Source organism: Flavobacterium sp. (genome assembly GCF_049318185.1).
In the GTDB taxonomy this organism is placed as follows: Bacteria; Bacteroidota; Bacteroidia; order Flavobacteriales; family Flavobacteriaceae; genus Flavobacterium.
Genome location: NZ_JBMOGV010000016.1, coordinates 12,901 through 28,792, shown reverse-complemented (window position 1 = coordinate 28,792; position 15,892 = coordinate 12,901). Strand labels below are relative to the sequence as shown.

General features: G+C 35.4%; 17 protein-coding genes. 1 reads left to right on the top strand and 16 read right to left on the bottom strand.

The annotated features are described in order from the left end of the window. Nucleotides 1-8: 8 nt before the first annotated feature. From ACOYLT_RS02975 to aspS, 16 genes are all read right to left on the bottom strand, one after another. A complete protein-coding gene (locus ACOYLT_RS02975) occupies nucleotides 9-1,379 on the bottom strand; it encodes an NADH-quinone oxidoreductase subunit N (RefSeq protein ID WP_422852358.1) in 1,371 nt (456 codons plus the stop codon). A 9-nt stretch (nucleotides 1,380-1,388) separates the two neighbouring features. Beyond that, nucleotides 1,389-2,825, bottom strand: coding sequence for a complex I subunit 4 family protein (locus ACOYLT_RS02970; protein WP_422852357.1), 1,437 nt, complete (start codon nucleotides 2,823-2,825; stop codon nucleotides 1,389-1,391). A 9-nt stretch (nucleotides 2,826-2,834) separates the two neighbouring features. Beyond that, nucleotides 2,835-4,721 (bottom strand): NADH-quinone oxidoreductase subunit L, encoded by a 1,887-nt coding sequence (gene nuoL, locus ACOYLT_RS02965; RefSeq protein ID WP_422852356.1) that lies wholly within the window; start codon nucleotides 4,719-4,721, stop codon nucleotides 2,835-2,837. A 6-nt stretch (nucleotides 4,722-4,727) separates the two neighbouring features. Beyond that, on the bottom strand, nucleotides 4,728-5,048 hold the full coding sequence (gene nuoK / locus ACOYLT_RS02960) for an NADH-quinone oxidoreductase subunit NuoK (RefSeq protein ID WP_162126706.1): 321 nt from the start codon (nucleotides 5,046-5,048) through the stop codon (nucleotides 4,728-4,730). Continuing rightward, entirely contained in the window at nucleotides 5,048-5,563 is a 516-nt protein-coding gene (locus ACOYLT_RS02955; RefSeq protein WP_422852354.1) for an NADH-quinone oxidoreductase subunit J, read from the bottom strand. The genes nuoK and ACOYLT_RS02955 overlap by 1 nt, the downstream gene beginning before the upstream one ends. Next, entirely contained in the window at nucleotides 5,563-6,114 is a 552-nt protein-coding gene (locus ACOYLT_RS02950) for a NuoI/complex I 23 kDa subunit family protein (RefSeq protein ID WP_422852353.1), read from the bottom strand. Before ACOYLT_RS02950 ends, ACOYLT_RS02955 begins: the two co-directional genes overlap by 1 nt. An 11-nt stretch (nucleotides 6,115-6,125) precedes the next feature. Further along, nucleotides 6,126-7,181 (bottom strand): NADH-quinone oxidoreductase subunit NuoH, encoded by a 1,056-nt coding sequence (gene nuoH / locus ACOYLT_RS02945; RefSeq protein ID WP_422852352.1) that lies wholly within the window; start codon nucleotides 7,179-7,181, stop codon nucleotides 6,126-6,128. Next, nucleotides 7,174-8,223: a 2Fe-2S iron-sulfur cluster-binding protein gene (locus ACOYLT_RS02940; protein ID WP_422852351.1), complete on the bottom strand. Its 1,050-nt coding sequence runs from the start codon at nucleotides 8,221-8,223 to the stop codon at nucleotides 7,174-7,176. The genes nuoH and ACOYLT_RS02940 overlap by 8 nt, the downstream gene beginning before the upstream one ends. 83 nt (nucleotides 8,224-8,306) lie before the next feature. Continuing rightward, on the bottom strand, nucleotides 8,307-9,674 hold the full coding sequence (nuoF, locus tag ACOYLT_RS02935; RefSeq protein WP_422852350.1) for an NADH-quinone oxidoreductase subunit NuoF: 1,368 nt from the start codon (nucleotides 9,672-9,674) through the stop codon (nucleotides 8,307-8,309). Nucleotides 9,675-9,678: 4 nt separating this feature from the next. Next, on the bottom strand, nucleotides 9,679-10,209 hold the full coding sequence (locus tag ACOYLT_RS02930) for a complex I 24 kDa subunit family protein (RefSeq protein WP_422852349.1): 531 nt from the start codon (nucleotides 10,207-10,209) through the stop codon (nucleotides 9,679-9,681). 81 nt (nucleotides 10,210-10,290) lie between these two features. After that, nucleotides 10,291-11,526: an NADH dehydrogenase (quinone) subunit D gene (gene nuoD, locus ACOYLT_RS02925; RefSeq protein WP_422852348.1), complete on the bottom strand. Its 1,236-nt coding sequence runs from the start codon at nucleotides 11,524-11,526 to the stop codon at nucleotides 10,291-10,293. A 104-nt stretch (nucleotides 11,527-11,630) separates the two neighbouring features. Continuing rightward, complete coding sequence (locus ACOYLT_RS02920; RefSeq protein WP_422852347.1) at nucleotides 11,631-12,149, bottom strand: NADH-quinone oxidoreductase subunit C; 519 nt, start codon at nucleotides 12,147-12,149, stop codon at nucleotides 11,631-11,633. Between the two features lies 1 nt (nucleotide 12,150). Then, entirely contained in the window at nucleotides 12,151-12,696 is a 546-nt protein-coding gene (locus ACOYLT_RS02915; RefSeq protein ID WP_422852346.1) for an NADH-quinone oxidoreductase subunit B, read from the bottom strand. Between the two features lie 13 nt (nucleotides 12,697-12,709). Continuing rightward, nucleotides 12,710-13,075 (bottom strand): NADH-quinone oxidoreductase subunit A, encoded by a 366-nt coding sequence (locus tag ACOYLT_RS02910; protein WP_422852345.1) that lies wholly within the window; start codon nucleotides 13,073-13,075, stop codon nucleotides 12,710-12,712. A gap of 204 nt (nucleotides 13,076-13,279) precedes the next feature. Then, the gene (locus tag ACOYLT_RS02905; RefSeq protein WP_293872363.1) at nucleotides 13,280-13,480 is read right to left on the bottom strand and encodes a cold-shock protein; all 201 of its coding nucleotides are present in this window, start codon (nucleotides 13,478-13,480) and stop codon (nucleotides 13,280-13,282) included. Nucleotides 13,481-13,699: 219 nt separating this feature from the next. Then, entirely contained in the window at nucleotides 13,700-15,451 is a 1,752-nt protein-coding gene (gene aspS, locus ACOYLT_RS02900; RefSeq protein WP_422852344.1) for an aspartate--tRNA ligase, read from the bottom strand. A gap of 138 nt (nucleotides 15,452-15,589) precedes the next feature. Between aspS and ACOYLT_RS02895 the strand changes: the two genes are divergently transcribed. Continuing rightward, nucleotides 15,590-15,817 carry a hypothetical protein gene (locus tag ACOYLT_RS02895; protein WP_422852343.1) on the top strand — a complete coding sequence of 76 codons (228 nt, stop codon included), beginning with the start codon at nucleotides 15,590-15,592 and terminating at the stop codon, nucleotides 15,815-15,817. Nucleotides 15,818-15,892: the final 75 nt, after the last annotated feature.

The following is a 15,892-nucleotide window of genomic DNA, read 5'->3' as shown; positions in this document are numbered from 1 at the left end:
AATGAGTTTTAGCTCAATAAATTGGTTATAAATGAAGGATAGAGTCCCATCAAGATGTTTAACAAAATAGCTACTACTGCCACAAAGTAATACACAAACGGCACTGCTTGTTGCTCTTCGGCAGCTTCTTTGGTATACATCGCCAAAATCAATTTGAAATAGTAGCCTATACTAATGATAGAGTTGATTACTCCGGCAATAACTACTACTAAGAAACCCGCTTTAATAGTTTGACTGAACAACATAAACTTAGCAAAAAACCCAGCAAAAATTGGAATTCCAGCCATCGATAAAAGCGAAGCCGTTAACACAGCAGCTAAAAGTGGATGGGTTTTCCCTAAGCCGTTGAAGTTGGTAATATCTTCGTTGTCTTTGTTTCTGGTAACATAAATAATTACTGCAAAAGAGGCAATACCTGACAAAGCATAAGCTGCGGTATAATATAAAAGCGTGCTAGCAGCCGTTGATAAACACAAAATAGCCATTAGCATAAATCCGGCATGCGAAATACCAGAGAAAGCCAACATGCGTTTTACATTGTTTTGACGCAACGCCATGATATTTCCAACGGTCATAGAAAGTATTGAAACCACCACAATCACCATTTCAAATGTTGGTGTTAATGATTCCGTCATACCACTTACTAATTTGTATAAAGCGGCCATGGCTACTACTTTTGCCAAAGTACTCATGGTTGCTGTGGTCATAGATGGTGCGCCTTCATACACATCGGGTGCCCAAAAATGGAATGGTGCCGCTGCTATTTTGAATAACATTCCGATAACCATCAACGTAATTCCTATTGGAAACCAAATAGGAATTCCAGCTCCAGAGGATAAATCTTTGATTTCGGCTATATCAAAATAACCTGTTGCTCCGTAAATTAAACAGATACCAAATAAGATAATTCCCGAGGCAAAAGAACCTAGAAGGAAATATTTCATTCCGGCTTCGTTACTTTTTACATCCAATCTTCGGCTTGCCGCTAATATGTATAAGGAAATAGAAAGCACTTCAATTCCTAAGAAAAACATGGATAAGTTCCCAAAAGAAACCATCGCCACAGCTCCGGCCAAAAGGAATATTTTGATGGCAATAAAATCGGAGATTTTAGTGGGATGATCTTTGTAAAAATCACCACTCAAGGCTACTAAAAAAATAGTTAATACAATAAACAAACTCGAAAAGGCTACCGAAAATTTATCGACAACAATCATATTGTTGTAATAAGCTTGTGGCACATTGAATTCGGAAATCGTAAGACCAAGAATGGCTAATAAACCAAGTATCGTAACCGGAACTAACAGCTTTCTTAAATTAAAGATTTCAGCAATAAGGCAAAAAACACCTAAACCTGATATGGCAATTAATGTATTCATTGGTAGTTCTTAGTTATTAATAGTAGTTAAAATTTCTTTTAAACTTGGCGTTACTAAATCAACAATCGGTTTTGGATACAATCCGAAGAATAATAAAAAGGCGATGATTACCACAAATGTAATCGCTTCATTAGTGGTTACGTCTGCAAATACTTTAGAGTTAGTTTCACCCAACATGACATTTTGGAACATCTTCAACATATAGTAGGCACCCAATATAATGGTGGTTCCTCCTAAAACGGCGAACCAAATATTTACTTGACTTAAACTATACAACACGGTAAACTCTCCCACAAAGTTGAAAGTCCCAGGCAACGCCACAGAAGCTAATACTAAAATCATAAACATTGATGTGAACTTTGGTGTTTGTGCTCTGATTCCACCCAAATCGACAATTTTATGGGTTTCACATCTTCTGAAAATGATTTCAGCAGCAAAGAATAACCCGACGATAACAAATCCGTGAGCAATCATTTGAGAAACCGCACCACTCAATCCGTCAAGTGTTAAGGTATAACATCCAGCTGCGATTAAACCAACGTGAGCTAAGGAAGAATACGCCAATAATTTTTTTAAATCCTTTTGGCGTATGGCTACAATGGAACCATAGATTACACCTGCAATACTTAACCCAATTAGGATTGGCATGTATTCTTTTGCAGCATCAGGCGCGATAGGCAATTGCCAACGAATAACGCTGTACAATCCCATTTTTAGCATGATACCAGATAAAAGCATCGTTCCAACTGTTGGCGCTTTTTGATACACTTTTGCTTGCCAGGTGTGGAAAGGAATGATTGGAATTTTTATAGCATAAGCCAAGAAAAAAGCAAAGAAAATCCAACATTGTTCGGATGCACTTAAATCTAATTTGTATAAGTCTTCTAAAAGGAAACTACCCGCTTTTGAATACAAATAAGCAAAAGCTATGAGCATAAATAATGAACCTCCAAGTGTGTAAATGAAGAATTTCAGCACCGCTTTTTTGCGTTCTTCGCCATCGCCATTACCCCAAAGTAAAGCAATGAAGTAAATTGGAATTAGCGCCAATTCCCAAAAAATATAGTATAATAAACCATCTGCAGCCAAGAAAGTTCCTGTCATCGCGAATGACATAAACATTACTAAAGCATAGAAGTTTTTACTGTTAGAAAAGTTATTTCCAAAAGAGGAGAAAATAATCAACGGTGTTAAAGCCGTCGTCAATAAAACCATCGCAATCGATAATCCATCGGCTTTGAAAGCTAGAGCTACTTTTGGATTGTCAATCCAACCAGACATGAAGCTGATATCGACACCATGATGTAATAGGTTTAGTAAATACAAAGACAAACCTAATGCACCCAAACTGAATACAAGCGCGACTTTGGAAGCTAATTTATCTCCTGCAAAAAAAGTGGCAATCGAACCAAAAAGAAGTAATAATAATATAGTAGTTACATCCATTATGTAAAATTATTGAGCAGTATGCGTTATAAATAAATACGATATGATGGCACAAACTCCAATCACAAAGGCAAAAAGGTATAAACCAATATTTCCGTTTTGCAATTTCTTTCCTTCAGTTGCTAATCCATTGGCAACCGTTCCCAAACTGAAAACTACTTTTCCCAAAGCCTGTTCTAAAGTAGTACGGAAGAAGTTTGCCAAACTGTTGATAGGTTTTACTATCAAGAAAGTATAAAATTCGTCAACATAATATTTATTGTAAATCGTTTTGTTAAAACCAACAATTTCAGAATCCACTTTAGGGACAAAAGCCTGTTTGATGTATTTGGCATTCGCCCAAATAATTCCAATAATCGCTCCAACTAATGCAATTCCCATCAATATGAATTCTTGTGTTCCAAGATGATGTGTTTCGTGTTCTCCTGATAAAATGGGTTCCATGAAATGGTTCAACCACATGCTTCCTGGCAAATTAATGGCTCCACCAACTAACGCTAAAGCGGCTAAGATTACCAATGGAATGGTCATTAAACTTGGGCTCTCGTGCAGATGGTGTTTTTGTTCCTCTGTTCCTCTAAATTCTTTAAAGAAAGTCAGGTACATCAATCGGAACATATAGAAAGCGGTCATAATTGACGCAATCGAAGCGACTATCCATAAAACTTTATTGTGTTCAAAAGCCACCATTAAGATTTCATCTTTCGACCAAAAACCGGCAAAAGGGAAAATACCTGCAATGGCCAATGTCGAAATCATCATAGTCCAGAAAGTGATAGGCATTGCTTTGCGTAATCCCCCCATTTTTCTCATGTCTTGTTCACCATGTAGTCCGTGAATAACCGATCCAGAGCCTAAGAACAAACAAGCTTTAAAGAACGCATGAGTAATTACGTGGAAAACTGCAACAGTATAAGCACCAAGTCCTAAAGCTAGGAACATTAATCCCAATTGCGAAACAGTAGAATAAGCCAATACTTTTTTAATATCGTTTTGTAATAAACCAATGGATGCAGCTACTAAAGCAGTCAATGCACCTACAATTGCGATTATATTTTGAACATCTGGCGTTAAATCAAACAAGAAGTTCATTCTCGTAATCATAAAGATACCCGCTGTTACCATGGTCGCGGCGTGGATTAAAGCCGAAACGGGCGTTGGCCCTGCCATCGCATCAGGTAACCAAGTATACAAAGGCAACTGTGCCGATTTACCCGTGGCACCAATGAACAAACAAAGTGCTGCAACACCCAATAAAGCAGTGTTCACATCTCCTGCAGCTACCGCATATTTTAATTCGCTATAGTTTAGCGTAGAGAACATCGTAGCCAAAATGAACATTCCGATAAGGAAACCTAAATCGCCAACACGGTTCATGATGAAAGCTTTCTTCGCGGCATCGTTATACGATTGGTTCTTATACCAAAATCCAATTAATAAATACGAACACAATCCAACGCCTTCCCATCCGATAAACATTACTAATAAGTTATTTCCTATTACTAGAGTTATCATGAAGAAGACGAATAAATTTAAATAAGCAAAAAATTTATGCATGTTCTCGTCATCATGCATGTAGCTGATAGAATATAAATGAATTAACGAACCAATTCCGGTAACGAATAACAACCACAATAAGGACAATTGGTCTAATAAAATGCCAAATTCTAATTTAAAATTACTAACCTGAATCCAATCGAATAAAGATATTTCAAATGGTTTTCCGTTTAGGTTCAATTGAGCAAAAAAGCAAATTGATAATAAAAAGGAAACCACTACAGTCAATGTTCCGATAACACCGGAAACCACTCTACTTACTTTTTTACCAAAGAAAACATTGAAAAGAAATCCAACAAATGGAGATAAAAGTAATACTAATGCTAATTTTGTTTCCATTCTAGATTATCCTTTTAAATTCTTTAAATTATCAATATCAATGGAACCTAAGTTTCTATAAACCGAAACTAAGATTGCCAGTCCTACTGCTACTTCGGCAGCAGCAACTGCCATCGAAAAGAAAACAAAAACTTGTCCTTCAGCATCTTGATGATAAGTTGAAAATGCTACAAATAATAAGTTTACCGCATTTAACATGATTTCTATCGACATGAAGACAATAATGGCGTTTCTGCGATATAATACTCCAAAAACCCCGATACAAAAAAGAAGTACCGAAAGAAAAATGTAGTTTTCTATTCCTATTTGATTTAAAATATTATTCATTATTTCTGCTCAGTTTTTTCTTTTTTTGACAATAAAACCACACCAATCATGGCCACTAATAATAGAATAGAAGCAAATTCGAAGGGCACCATATATTCGTTCAATAATACAGTTCCAAGTTTTCTAATAGATTGAAAATCTTCACCTGAAACATCATAATCACCTAAAATAGTTTTTGAATTGATGAAAATCGTAATTAAAACTATGCTGGTTATAATAAAAACCACAATAGCTCCAAGTCTTGTAATACGCGGTTTATGAACTTCGTCTTCTTTATTAAGATTCATTAACATAATCGTAAATAGAAAAAGAACCATTATAGCTCCTGAATAAACTATGATATGTACAATCGCTAAAAATTGCGCATTGAAAAGTAAATAGTGACCCGCAATCGAAAAGAAACAGATCACTAAGTAAATAGCACTGTGAATTGGGTTTTTACTATAAATGGTTAAAAAAGCCGCAGCCAATGTAATAGCTGATAAAAAGTAGAATATAATTAATATTGACGACATTAGTTAACGTTTTTAAGTTGAGCGTTCTTAATAGCCATTTCTAATGGCATAACTAATTTATCTTTTCCGAAAATGAAATCTTCACGATCGTAGTTAGAAGGAACTAATTCTTTAGAAAGCGTTAAATATATTGCATCTTTTGGACAAGCTTCTTCACACAAACCACAGAAAATACAGCGCAACATGTTGATTTCGTAGATTTCGGCGTATTTCTCTTCACGGTACAAATGTTCTTCGCCTTTTTGACGCTCTGCAGCTTTCATAGTAATGGCTTCCGCAGGACAAGATAAGGCACACAATCCACAAGCCGTACAGTTTTCACGTCCTAGTTCATCACGTTTCAACATGTGTTGTCCACGATAAACAGGACTAAATTCTCTAACTTGTTCAGGATATTGTATAGTTGCTTTTTTTCTAAAAAAGTGTTTGATGGTAATCAACAAACCTTTTACAATGGCAATTAGGTACATTCTTTCAAAAAAAGTCATTTCCTTGTTGGAAACTTGCTTTTTGTGACCTGATAATGATATACTTTGTATCGATACTGACATAATTTCTTTTCCTATTTAAATCCCAAAAAGGTAAAAATTTCACTTCTTAAAATTACAATTCCAGTAATCATAATATTGATAATAGAAAGTGGAATTAAAATCTTCCATCCTAAATTCATCAATTGATCATATCTGAAACGTGGTATTGTCCATCTAATCCACATAAAGAAAAAGATGAAAAAACATAATTTTATAAATAAAGCTCCTATTCCAATAACATTTGCAATATTAACTCCCCAATGTACCACTGCCCAGCCCATTCCAGGATAGTTATAACCACCAAAGAATAAAATAGCTATTATGGTTGATGAAATAAACATATTAGCATATTCTGCAAATAAATAAAAACCCATTTTCATAGAAGAATACTCCGTGTGATAACCACCAATTAATTCCGATTCACACTCAGCTAAATCAAATGGTGTTCTATTAGTTTCTGCAAAAGCACAAATTAAGAAAATTAAAAATGATAAAGGCTGGTAGAATGCGTTCCAATGCAAACCATGTTGTTGCGCTGAAATTTCTTTTAAACTCAATGTTCCTGTCATCATCAATAAGGCTATCATTGATAACCCCATAGCGATTTCATAAGACACCATTTGTGAAGCAGCACGAACGGCACCCATCAATGAGAATTTATTATTAGATGCCCAACCACCAATCATAATGCCATAAACTCCTATAGATACTACAGCAAAAATATAAAGTAACGCACTATCAGTATCAGTTGCTTGTAAATGGACTGTTCTTCCAAAAATTTCTAATTTATCACCCCAAGGAATTACTGCACTAGTCATTAAGGCCGCACTCATCGCAATGGCTGGTCCTAAAAAGAATAAAAATTTATTTTTGGTATTGGGTTCAAATTCTTCTTTGGCAAATAATTTCATACCATCAGCAAGCGGTTGCAATAAACCACCCCAACCGGCGCGGTTTGGTCCAACTCTATCTTGTAGAAAAGCGGCTACTTTACGTTCTGCCCATGTAGAGTACATAGCCATAATCATAGTTACGGCAAAAATAACTACAATGAAAACGCTTTTTTCTATAATAAAAGCACTATCCATTTTTCTTAATATTGATTGGATTACCGTCAATTTTTTCGTTATAATCTATCTCAGCCATACTGATTTTTTTACGATCGATATCTCTACCTTGAAGTATTCCTTTTTCGGTTTCGATGACAACTTTATCTAGTTTTCCGTAATGCTTGTTTTGGTTGATTACCGAATCTTTTTCGAATTTTCTTGGCCCCTCAACTACCCAATCTGAAACGTCTTTTTTGTCAAAACGACAAGTGTTACAGATGAATTCTTCCACTTCATGGTACTCGTCTTTGCGAGCAGTAATTCTTTGAATTTCGTTACCAAACATCCAAAGTGTTGTTTTACCGCAACATTTGTCACAATCTCTATGGGCATTGAAAGGTTTGTTGAACCAAACTCTCGATTTGAATCGGAAAGTCTTATCAGTTAAAGCGCCAACAGGGCAAACGTCAATCATATTTCCTGAGAATTCATTATCAATGGCAGCCGAAACACAAGTCGAAATTTGTGAATGATCTCCACGATTCAAAACCCCGTGAACTCTTCCATCTGTTAATTGGTCTGCAACTTCCACACAACGTTGGCAAACAATGCAACGGTTCATATGTAATTGAATTTTATCGCCAATGTCTTCTGGTTCAAAAGTTCTTTTATCTTCAATAAAACGCTGTTGCAATTTTCCGTGTTCGAAGCTTAAATTTTGCAAATCACATTCGCCTGCCTGATCACAAACAGGGCAATCTAAAGGGTGATTTATCAGAAGAAATTCAGTCACAGCATTTCTTGCGTCGCGAACGCGTTCAGAAGATTTGCTGGCTACTTCCATACCGTCTTGACAACCTGTTACGCACGAGGCAACAAGTTTTGGCATTGGTCTTGGATCAGCTTCGCTACCTTTAGTAACATCTACCAAGCAACAACGGCATTTGCCTCCAGTCCCTTCTAATTTAGAATAATAACACATGGCTGGTGGAACAGATTCTCCACCAATCATACGAGCCGCTTGCAGGATTGTTGTTCCTGGTGCTACTTCAATTTCTTGACCGTCTATGGTTACTTTCATATTTTTTTGTTTAAAAGTTTAAAGGTTTAAAAGTTTCAGTGTTTTCACTTCTAACTTCCAACTTCCAACTTCTGACTTTTAAATTATATTTCTTGTTTTGCAATTAAACGCTTTACTTTTTCAAATGGCTCATTCACAAAGTGATCTCTATTTTTAATTTTCTCAGGAAAACGTATATGATATTCAAATTCATCTCTGAAATGACGAATTGCCGCAGCAACTGGCCATGAAGCCGCATCACCTAGAGGGCATATTGTGTTGCCTTCAATTTTGGATTGAATGCTCCATAATAAATCAATATCTTCTTCACGTCCTTGTCCGTTTTCAATTCTCCATAATACTTTTTCTAACCAACCTGTTCCTTCACGACATGGTGTACATTGTCCGCAAGATTCGTGGTGGTAAAATCTGGAAAAATTCCAAGTGTTACGAACGATACAAGCACGGTCATCATAAACAATAAATCCGCCTGAACCTAGCATCGAACCGGTTGCAAAACCACCATCGGATAAACTTTCATAAGTCATTAATCGGTCCTCGCCTGCAGCGGTTTTGTAAATTAAATGGGCTGGTAAAATGGGCACCGAACTTCCTCCTGGAACCAATGCTTTCAATGGTCTATCTGTTTGCATTCCGCCACAATATTCATCGGAATTCATGAATTCATATACAGAAACTCCTAATTCAATTTCATAAACCCCTTGGTTTTTGATGTTTCCAGAAGCTGAAATCAATTTTGTTCCAGTGGAACGACCAATTCCAATTCCTGCATAATCAGCACCAGAATTGTTTACAATCCACGGCACAGCAGCAATGGTTTCAACATTATTTACAACGGTTGGATTTTGCCAAAGACCTTTAACCGCTGGAAATGGCGGCTTCAATCTTGGATTACCACGTTTTCCTTCCAGACTTTCAATAAGCGCTGTTTCTTCTCCGCAGATATAAGCTCCGGCACCAATTTGAACGTATAATTCCAAATCATAGCCCGAACCCAATATGTTTTTACCCAACCAACCGGCTGCTTTTGCTTCAGCGATTGCTTTTTCTAAAATTTTATATATCCACATATATTCTCCACGAATGTAGATATACGATAGATTAGCCCCCAAAGCATAACTTGACGTAATCATTCCTTCTATTAAAAGATGAGGCATGTATTCCATTAAGTAACGATCTTTGAAAGTTCCCGGTTCCGATTCATCGGCGTTACAAACTAAATGTCTTGGGTTTCCCGATTTTTTATCGATAAAACTCCATTTCATTCCAGCTGGAAATCCTGCGCCACCGCGACCACGAAGTCCAGAAGTCTTTACTTCTTCGACTACTTCATCAGGAGTCATTTTTTTCAAGGCTTTTTCTACCGATGCATAACCGCCTTCTTTGCGATATACTTCATAGGTTTTAATTCCCGGAACGTTTATTTTGTCTAATAATATTTTTCTTCCCATGATATTATTTATCGTGTAAAGTGATTTTTCCGTCTTTGCAATCAGCAATTAGCTGATCCACTTTTTCTTTGGTCAGATGTTCTTGGTAGAAATCACCCAACTGCATCATGGGAGCATAACCACAAGCACCAAGACACTCAACACCGCGTACTTCAAAAAGCCCGTCTGCTGTTGGTTCACCAACTTTTACTCCTAATTTGTTACATGTATAATCCATCAAATCTTCCACGCCATTTTGACAACAAGGGGAGGTTTGACAGAATTCAAACATGTATTTCCCAATTGGTCTTTGATTGTACATGGTGTAAAACGTAACCACTTCATAGACTTCAATAGGTTGTATTTCTAAAATTTCGGCTACTTTATTTTGCAAATCAATGCTTAACCAATTGTCGTGAGCATCCTGAACCTCATGCAAAACAGGCAATAGTGCCGATTTTCTTTTATCTGCAGGATAATGACTGATTAATTCATTGATGCGATTCATCAAAGTGTCAGTGATATTTATTTCTTGTTTGATTTGTGATCTTTCCATTTTTAATTTTAGATTTAGAATTTAGGAATTAGGATTTTTCAATCTGAATTCTAAAATCTGCATTCTGCAATCTTTTATTTTTTATGCGTCTAATTCGCCTGCAATTACATTTAAACTTGATAAAATAACAATAGCATCAGAAAGCATAGCACCTTTTATCATTTCTGGATAAGCTTGATAATAGATATAACAAGGTCTTCTGAATTTTAATCTATAGGGTGTTCTGCTTCCGTCTGTAGTTAAATAGAATCCTAATTCTCCATTTCCGCCTTCAACAGCGTGATAAATTTCATCTATAGGAACTGGCACTTCTCCCATCACAATTTTGAAGTGATAGATTAAGCTTTCCATATTGGTATAAACATCCTCTTTTGGAGGCAAATAATAATCGGGAACCTCAGCGTGAATTGGTCCTTCAGGTAATTTTGTTAATGCTTGTTTGATGATGCTAATACTTTCCCATACTTCGGCATTACGAACACAAAAACGGTCATAAGTATCACCCGATTTTCCAACTGGCACATCAAATTCGAAATCCTCATAAGAAGAATAAGGAGCCGCTTTGCGAACATCATAATCTATTCCTGCCGCGCGTAAATTAGGACCTGTAAATCCGTAAGCCATTGCTTTTTCAGCTGTTATTCCACCTACATTTACAGTTCTATCTATAAAAATTCTATTTCTTTCAAAAAGGTTTTCAAATTCTTTCCAAGCGATTGGAAATTCTTCTAAGAAAACATTTAATTTTTTGAAAGCTTCCTCAGACCATTCTCTTTCAAAACCACCTATTCTTCCCATATTGGTTGTCAAACGAGCACCACATATTTCTTCATAAATTTCATAAACTTTTTCACGGAACTGAAACACATATAAGAAACCAGTATAAGCACCAGTATCAACTCCTAAAATAGAATTACAAATTAAATGATCTGTAATTCTTGCTAATTCCATCACGATAACTCTTAAATATTGTGCTCTTTTTGGCACTTCAATATTTAATAGTTTTTCTACTGTCATCCACCAAGCCATGTTGTTGATTGGCGAAGAACAGTAGTTCATTCGGTCAGTCAATACATTTATTTGGTAAAACGGTCTGTTTTCTGCTATTTTTTCAAAAGCACGGTGAATATAACCAACGGTAGGTTCCGCCTCAATAATTCTTTCTCCATCCATTAAAAGGATATTTTGAAAAATCCCGTGAGTCGCTGGGTGTGTAGGGCCTAAATTTAATATAGAAAATTCACTCCCGTCTTCATTTCGGCTTTGTTCTATTAATTTAGCATATCGATGCTCTGGTGGTAATAATAAATCTGACATTTTTTAATTGACAATTGACAATTGATAATTAATAATTAGTTTTTTTGATACCATTAAATTTTAATCTTTTTTACAGTTTATAATTGTTAATTATTCATTATTAATTATCCATTTATTGATATTCTTCCGAAGAAACGGTCGTCTTTATCAGTTCTTCCGCTATCTTCCATTGGGAACTCTTTTCGCATAGGATGAGAAACCATTTCGTCCATATTTAAAATTCGTTTCAATTGCGGATGCCCTTTGAAATTGATTCCAAAAAAATCCCAAGCTTCTCTTTCCATCCAATTTGAACAAAGGAATAAATCTGTGATTGTTTCTAATTCTGGGTTTTCAGGCAAATATGTTTTTACTCGAATTCTCACATTTTCTATCCAATTGTGTAATTGATATACTACTGCAAATTGATGAGAATCATCATTATCAGGGAAGTGAATCCCTGTTAAATCAGTAAGAAAGTGAAAATTTAAATCTTCTTGTTCTTTCAAAAAGCGAATCACTTCATGAATAGTATCTGAAGTTGCTTCGAAAGTGAAAATATCTCGTTTCATTTCAAAATTGAACACATTATTTCCAAAAGTCTTCGCTAGTTTTTCTTGTATAAAAGCCGTTTCTAAAGCCATATTATAGGTTATAAGAAGCTAATAATTCTTTATATTCTGGTGAGTTTCTTCTACGAACTGATTCGTTTCTCACTAATTCTTGTAATCTCATTACGCCATCTACAATTTGTTCAGGTCTTGGTGGACATCCAGGAACATAAACATCAACTGGAATTACTTTGTCTATTCCTTGTAAAACTGAATAGGTGTCAAAAACCCCTCCTGAAGAAGCACATGCACCTACAGCAATTACCCAACGAGGTTCTGACATTTGTTCGTATACTTGACGTAAAATAGGTGCCATCTTTTTAGAAATAGTACCCATTACCATCAACATATCCGCTTGGCGAGGTGAAAAACTAACTCTTTCTGAACCGAAACGTGCAAGATCATAGTGGGAAGCCATCGTTGCCATAAATTCAATTCCGCAACAAGAAGTGGCAAAAGGCAATGGCCAAAGCGAATTAGCGCGCGCCATTCCAACAACATCGTTCAATTTTGTAGCGAAGAAGCCTTCACCAACAACTCCCTCTGGTGGAGCAACCATATTTGTTTTTGTTTCACTCATAGCAATTTTATTTTTATTCCCATTCTAAAGCTTTCTTCTTGATTATATAGAAGAAGCCAACTAATAGCAATAACATAAAGATAACCATTTTAATCATGCCTTCCATTCCAAGCGCTTTGAAATTGATAGCCCAAGGATAAAGGAAAATTACCTCTACGTCAAAAAGAACGAAAAGAATAGCGACCAAGAAATATTTTACAGAAAAAGGTATTCTGGCGTTTCCGACTGATTCGATACCACATTCGAAGTTTTTGTCTTTGTTTTTGGAGTGTCTTTTTGGGCCTAAAAAGCTAGAGCCAACTATGGTTAAAATCACAAATCCTAACGCTAAACCTGCTTGCATCAGTATTGGTAAATAATCTAATTGATTAGATTGCATAAGGAACAAAATTAGAAGTAATTTAAAATAGGCACAAATATACATCGCATTATTTAATTCGCAAAAATCAAAGGCTAAACGTTTGTTATTTACTTCTTAAAAAACATTATTTAAATTCATTATAAATAATAATTCATTTAAAAAAAACGCTCCAATTTTATTGGAGCGTTTTGCTAATCTTAGGTAATCAAAAAATAATATATATTAGTCTTCGATAGCTACTACTTGAGCTGCTACTTTACCTTTTCTACCTTCTTCTTCTTCGTAAGATACTTTGTCTCCTTCTGCTAAATTTTCAGTTTTAACTCCGGTAGCATGTACGAAAATGTCTTTTCCTGTTTCATCATCTGTGATGAAACCATAACCTTTAGACTCGTTGAAAAATTTTACTGTTCCTGTGCGCATTTTGTATTGTAAAAATAATTAATAATGGTCAAAGATATATTTTATTGCGACATAACAAACAAAAAGTAATTAAAAAAGTAAAAAAAAATCTTATTTTTAAATTATAATTAAATGATTTTCAGTTAAATATTAAAATTATTCTAAAAAATGAAATAAAAAAGCAACTATTCTTTAATTATCAAATAACTGTTTTCTAGATAGTTGCGAATTTGATATTTATTATTTTAAATCTAATTTAATACGTAATTCTTGAAGTTGAGCACTATCAATTAATGATGGCGCATCAATCATAACATCTCTTCCTGAATTGTTTTTTGGGAATGCAATAAAGTCTCGAATGGTTTCTTGCCCGCCTAAAATTGCTACTAATCTGTCTAATCCAAAAGCTAATCCTCCATGCGGTGGTGCACCAAATTGGAAGGCATTCATAAGGAATCCAAACTGTTCTTCTGCTTGTTCAGGAGAAAATCCTAAAAGCGAAAACATGCTGCTTTGTAACTCCTTATCGTGAATTCTTATAGAACCGCCACCTATTTCATTTCCATTTAATACCATATCATAGGCATTGGCACGCACTTTCCCCGGCTCGGTTTCAATGAGTTTCATGTCCTCTGGTTTTGGTGAAGTGAATGGATGATGCATCGCATGGTAACGACCACTTTCTTCATCCCATTCTAATAATGGAAAATCTACAACCCATAATGGCGCAAATTCTTCTGGTTTTCTCAAACCTAAGCGAGTAGCAACTTCCATACGAAGTGCTGAAAGTTGTGTTCTAGTTTTTTCTGCGTTTCCAGATAATACTAAAATCAAATCGCCAGGTTTAGCACTGGTAATGTCGGCCCATTTTTTCAAATCTTCTTGGTCGTAGAATTTATCTACTGATGATTTGAAAGTTCCATCTTCTTCACATTTCACGTATACCATTCCTGAAGCTCCAACTTGTGGACGTTTAACCCAGTCAATTAAAGCATCAATTTCTTTTCTAGTGTAAGAGGCACAACCTGGAGCTGCAATTCCAACAATTAATTCAGCTGAATTGAAAACTGGAAAATCTTTATGTTGCGCCACAGAATTTAATTCGCCAAACTTCATTTCGAAACGAATATCTGGTTTGTCATTACCGTAGGTTTTCATGGCGTAATCATACGTCATTCTTGGAAATTTATCAACTTCGACACCTTTTAATTCTTTTAGTAAATGACGTGTCAATCCTTCAAAAACATTCAAAATATCTTCTTGTTCAACAAAAGCCATTTCGCAATCGATTTGAGTGAATTCTGGTTGTCTGTCCGCACGCAAATCTTCGTCCCGGAAACATTTTACGATTTGGAAATACTTGTCCATTCCTCCAACCATCAATAATTGTTTGAAGGTTTGAGGCGATTGTGGTAACGCATAAAATTGTCCTGCGTTCATTCGGCTAGGAACAACGAAATCTCTTGCTCCTTCGGGAGTAGATTTGATTAAATAGGGTGTTTCTACTTCGCAAAAATCTAAATCAGATAAATACTTTCGGACTTCCATGGCTACTTTGTGCCGAAAAAGCAACGAGTTTTTCACTGGATTTCTTCGAATATCCAAATAGCGGTATTTCATTCTAATATCTTCGCCACCATCAGTTTCATCTTCAATTGTAAATGGTGGAGTTAACGCCGCATTTAATATAGTAAATTCAGAAACTAAAATTTCAACGTCACCAGTAGACATATTTGCGTTTTTGGATTCACGCTCAATAACAGTTCCTTTAACCTGAATTACAAATTCTCTTCCTAGAGATTTTGCTTTTTCAAAAACAGCTTTATCAGTTCTTTGTTCGTCAAAAATTAATTGCGTAATGCCATATCGATCACGTAAATCAACCCAAATCATAAACCCTTTATCGCGAGATTTTTGAACCCAGCCAGCAAGTGTAACTTCTTTATTAATATTTGTAGCATTTAGTTCTCCACAATTATGACTTCTGTACATTGGAATAATTTTTTTTTAAATAACAATTACTTTGCCTATTCAGCTAAATTTTGAATCGACCTTCGGTTTCGTGTGCAAAAGTAAAAAACAAAATCAATAAACTAAGGTAAACATAACATCAAGTTTAACAAATCATTTGTGAAAGAAAAAGAATTGGGAGGGGATCAATTATTTGCGGATAAAAACTGGATGTCAGATTTTATTAAAGCATTTAATATTAATTCTATACTAAGATTTATTTTGATTGATCCTTCTGGAAATGTTGTCGATGCTGACGCTGCAAGACCTTCAGACCTTAAATTAGAACAACAATTAAGCAGTTTGGTTCAAAAGTTTAATCAAAACACACATTATTTAAGTCACTAGAAGCAGGGATTTTATATTCAGAATTTAATTAGTTATATAAAAAAGGGGAACTCAAAATGAGCTCCCCTTTTTTTG

What these genes read in the sequence shown, in the direction of transcription:
- ACOYLT_RS02975 (WP_422852358.1), bottom strand. Translation starts at nt 1,379, where the DNA reads ATGAATACATTAATTGCCATATCAGGTTTAGGTGTTTTTTGCCTTATT.
- ACOYLT_RS02970 (WP_422852357.1), bottom strand. Translation starts at nt 2,825, where the DNA reads ATGGATGTAACTACTATATTATTATTACTTCTTTTTGGTTCGATTGCC.
- nuoL (WP_422852356.1), bottom strand. Translation starts at nt 4,721, where the DNA reads ATGGAAACAAAATTAGCATTAGTATTACTTTTATCTCCATTTGTTGGA.
- nuoK (WP_162126706.1), bottom strand. Translation starts at nt 5,048, where the DNA reads ATGAATAATATTTTAAATCAAATAGGAATAGAAAACTACATTTTTCTT.
- ACOYLT_RS02955 (WP_422852354.1), bottom strand. Translation starts at nt 5,563, where the DNA reads ATGTCGTCAATATTAATTATATTCTACTTTTTATCAGCTATTACATTG.
- ACOYLT_RS02950 (WP_422852353.1), bottom strand. Translation starts at nt 6,114, where the DNA reads ATGTCAGTATCGATACAAAGTATATCATTATCAGGTCACAAAAAGCAA.
- nuoH (WP_422852352.1), bottom strand. Translation starts at nt 7,181, where the DNA reads ATGGATAGTGCTTTTATTATAGAAAAAAGCGTTTTCATTGTAGTTATT.
- ACOYLT_RS02940 (WP_422852351.1), bottom strand. Translation starts at nt 8,223, where the DNA reads ATGAAAGTAACCATAGACGGTCAAGAAATTGAAGTAGCACCAGGAACA.
- nuoF (WP_422852350.1), bottom strand. Translation starts at nt 9,674, where the DNA reads ATGGGAAGAAAAATATTATTAGACAAAATAAACGTTCCGGGAATTAAA.
- ACOYLT_RS02930 (WP_422852349.1), bottom strand. Translation starts at nt 10,209, where the DNA reads ATGGAAAGATCACAAATCAAACAAGAAATAAATATCACTGACACTTTG.
- nuoD (WP_422852348.1), bottom strand. Translation starts at nt 11,526, where the DNA reads ATGTCAGATTTATTATTACCACCAGAGCATCGATATGCTAAATTAATA.
- ACOYLT_RS02920 (WP_422852347.1), bottom strand. Translation starts at nt 12,149, where the DNA reads ATGGCTTTAGAAACGGCTTTTATACAAGAAAAACTAGCGAAGACTTTT.
- ACOYLT_RS02915 (WP_422852346.1), bottom strand. Translation starts at nt 12,696, where the DNA reads ATGAGTGAAACAAAAACAAATATGGTTGCTCCACCAGAGGGAGTTGTT.
- ACOYLT_RS02910 (WP_422852345.1), bottom strand. Translation starts at nt 13,075, where the DNA reads ATGCAATCTAATCAATTAGATTATTTACCAATACTGATGCAAGCAGGT.
- ACOYLT_RS02905 (WP_293872363.1), bottom strand. Translation starts at nt 13,480, where the DNA reads ATGCGCACAGGAACAGTAAAATTTTTCAACGAGTCTAAAGGTTATGGT.
- aspS (WP_422852344.1), bottom strand. Translation starts at nt 15,451, where the DNA reads ATGTACAGAAGTCATAATTGTGGAGAACTAAATGCTACAAATATTAAT.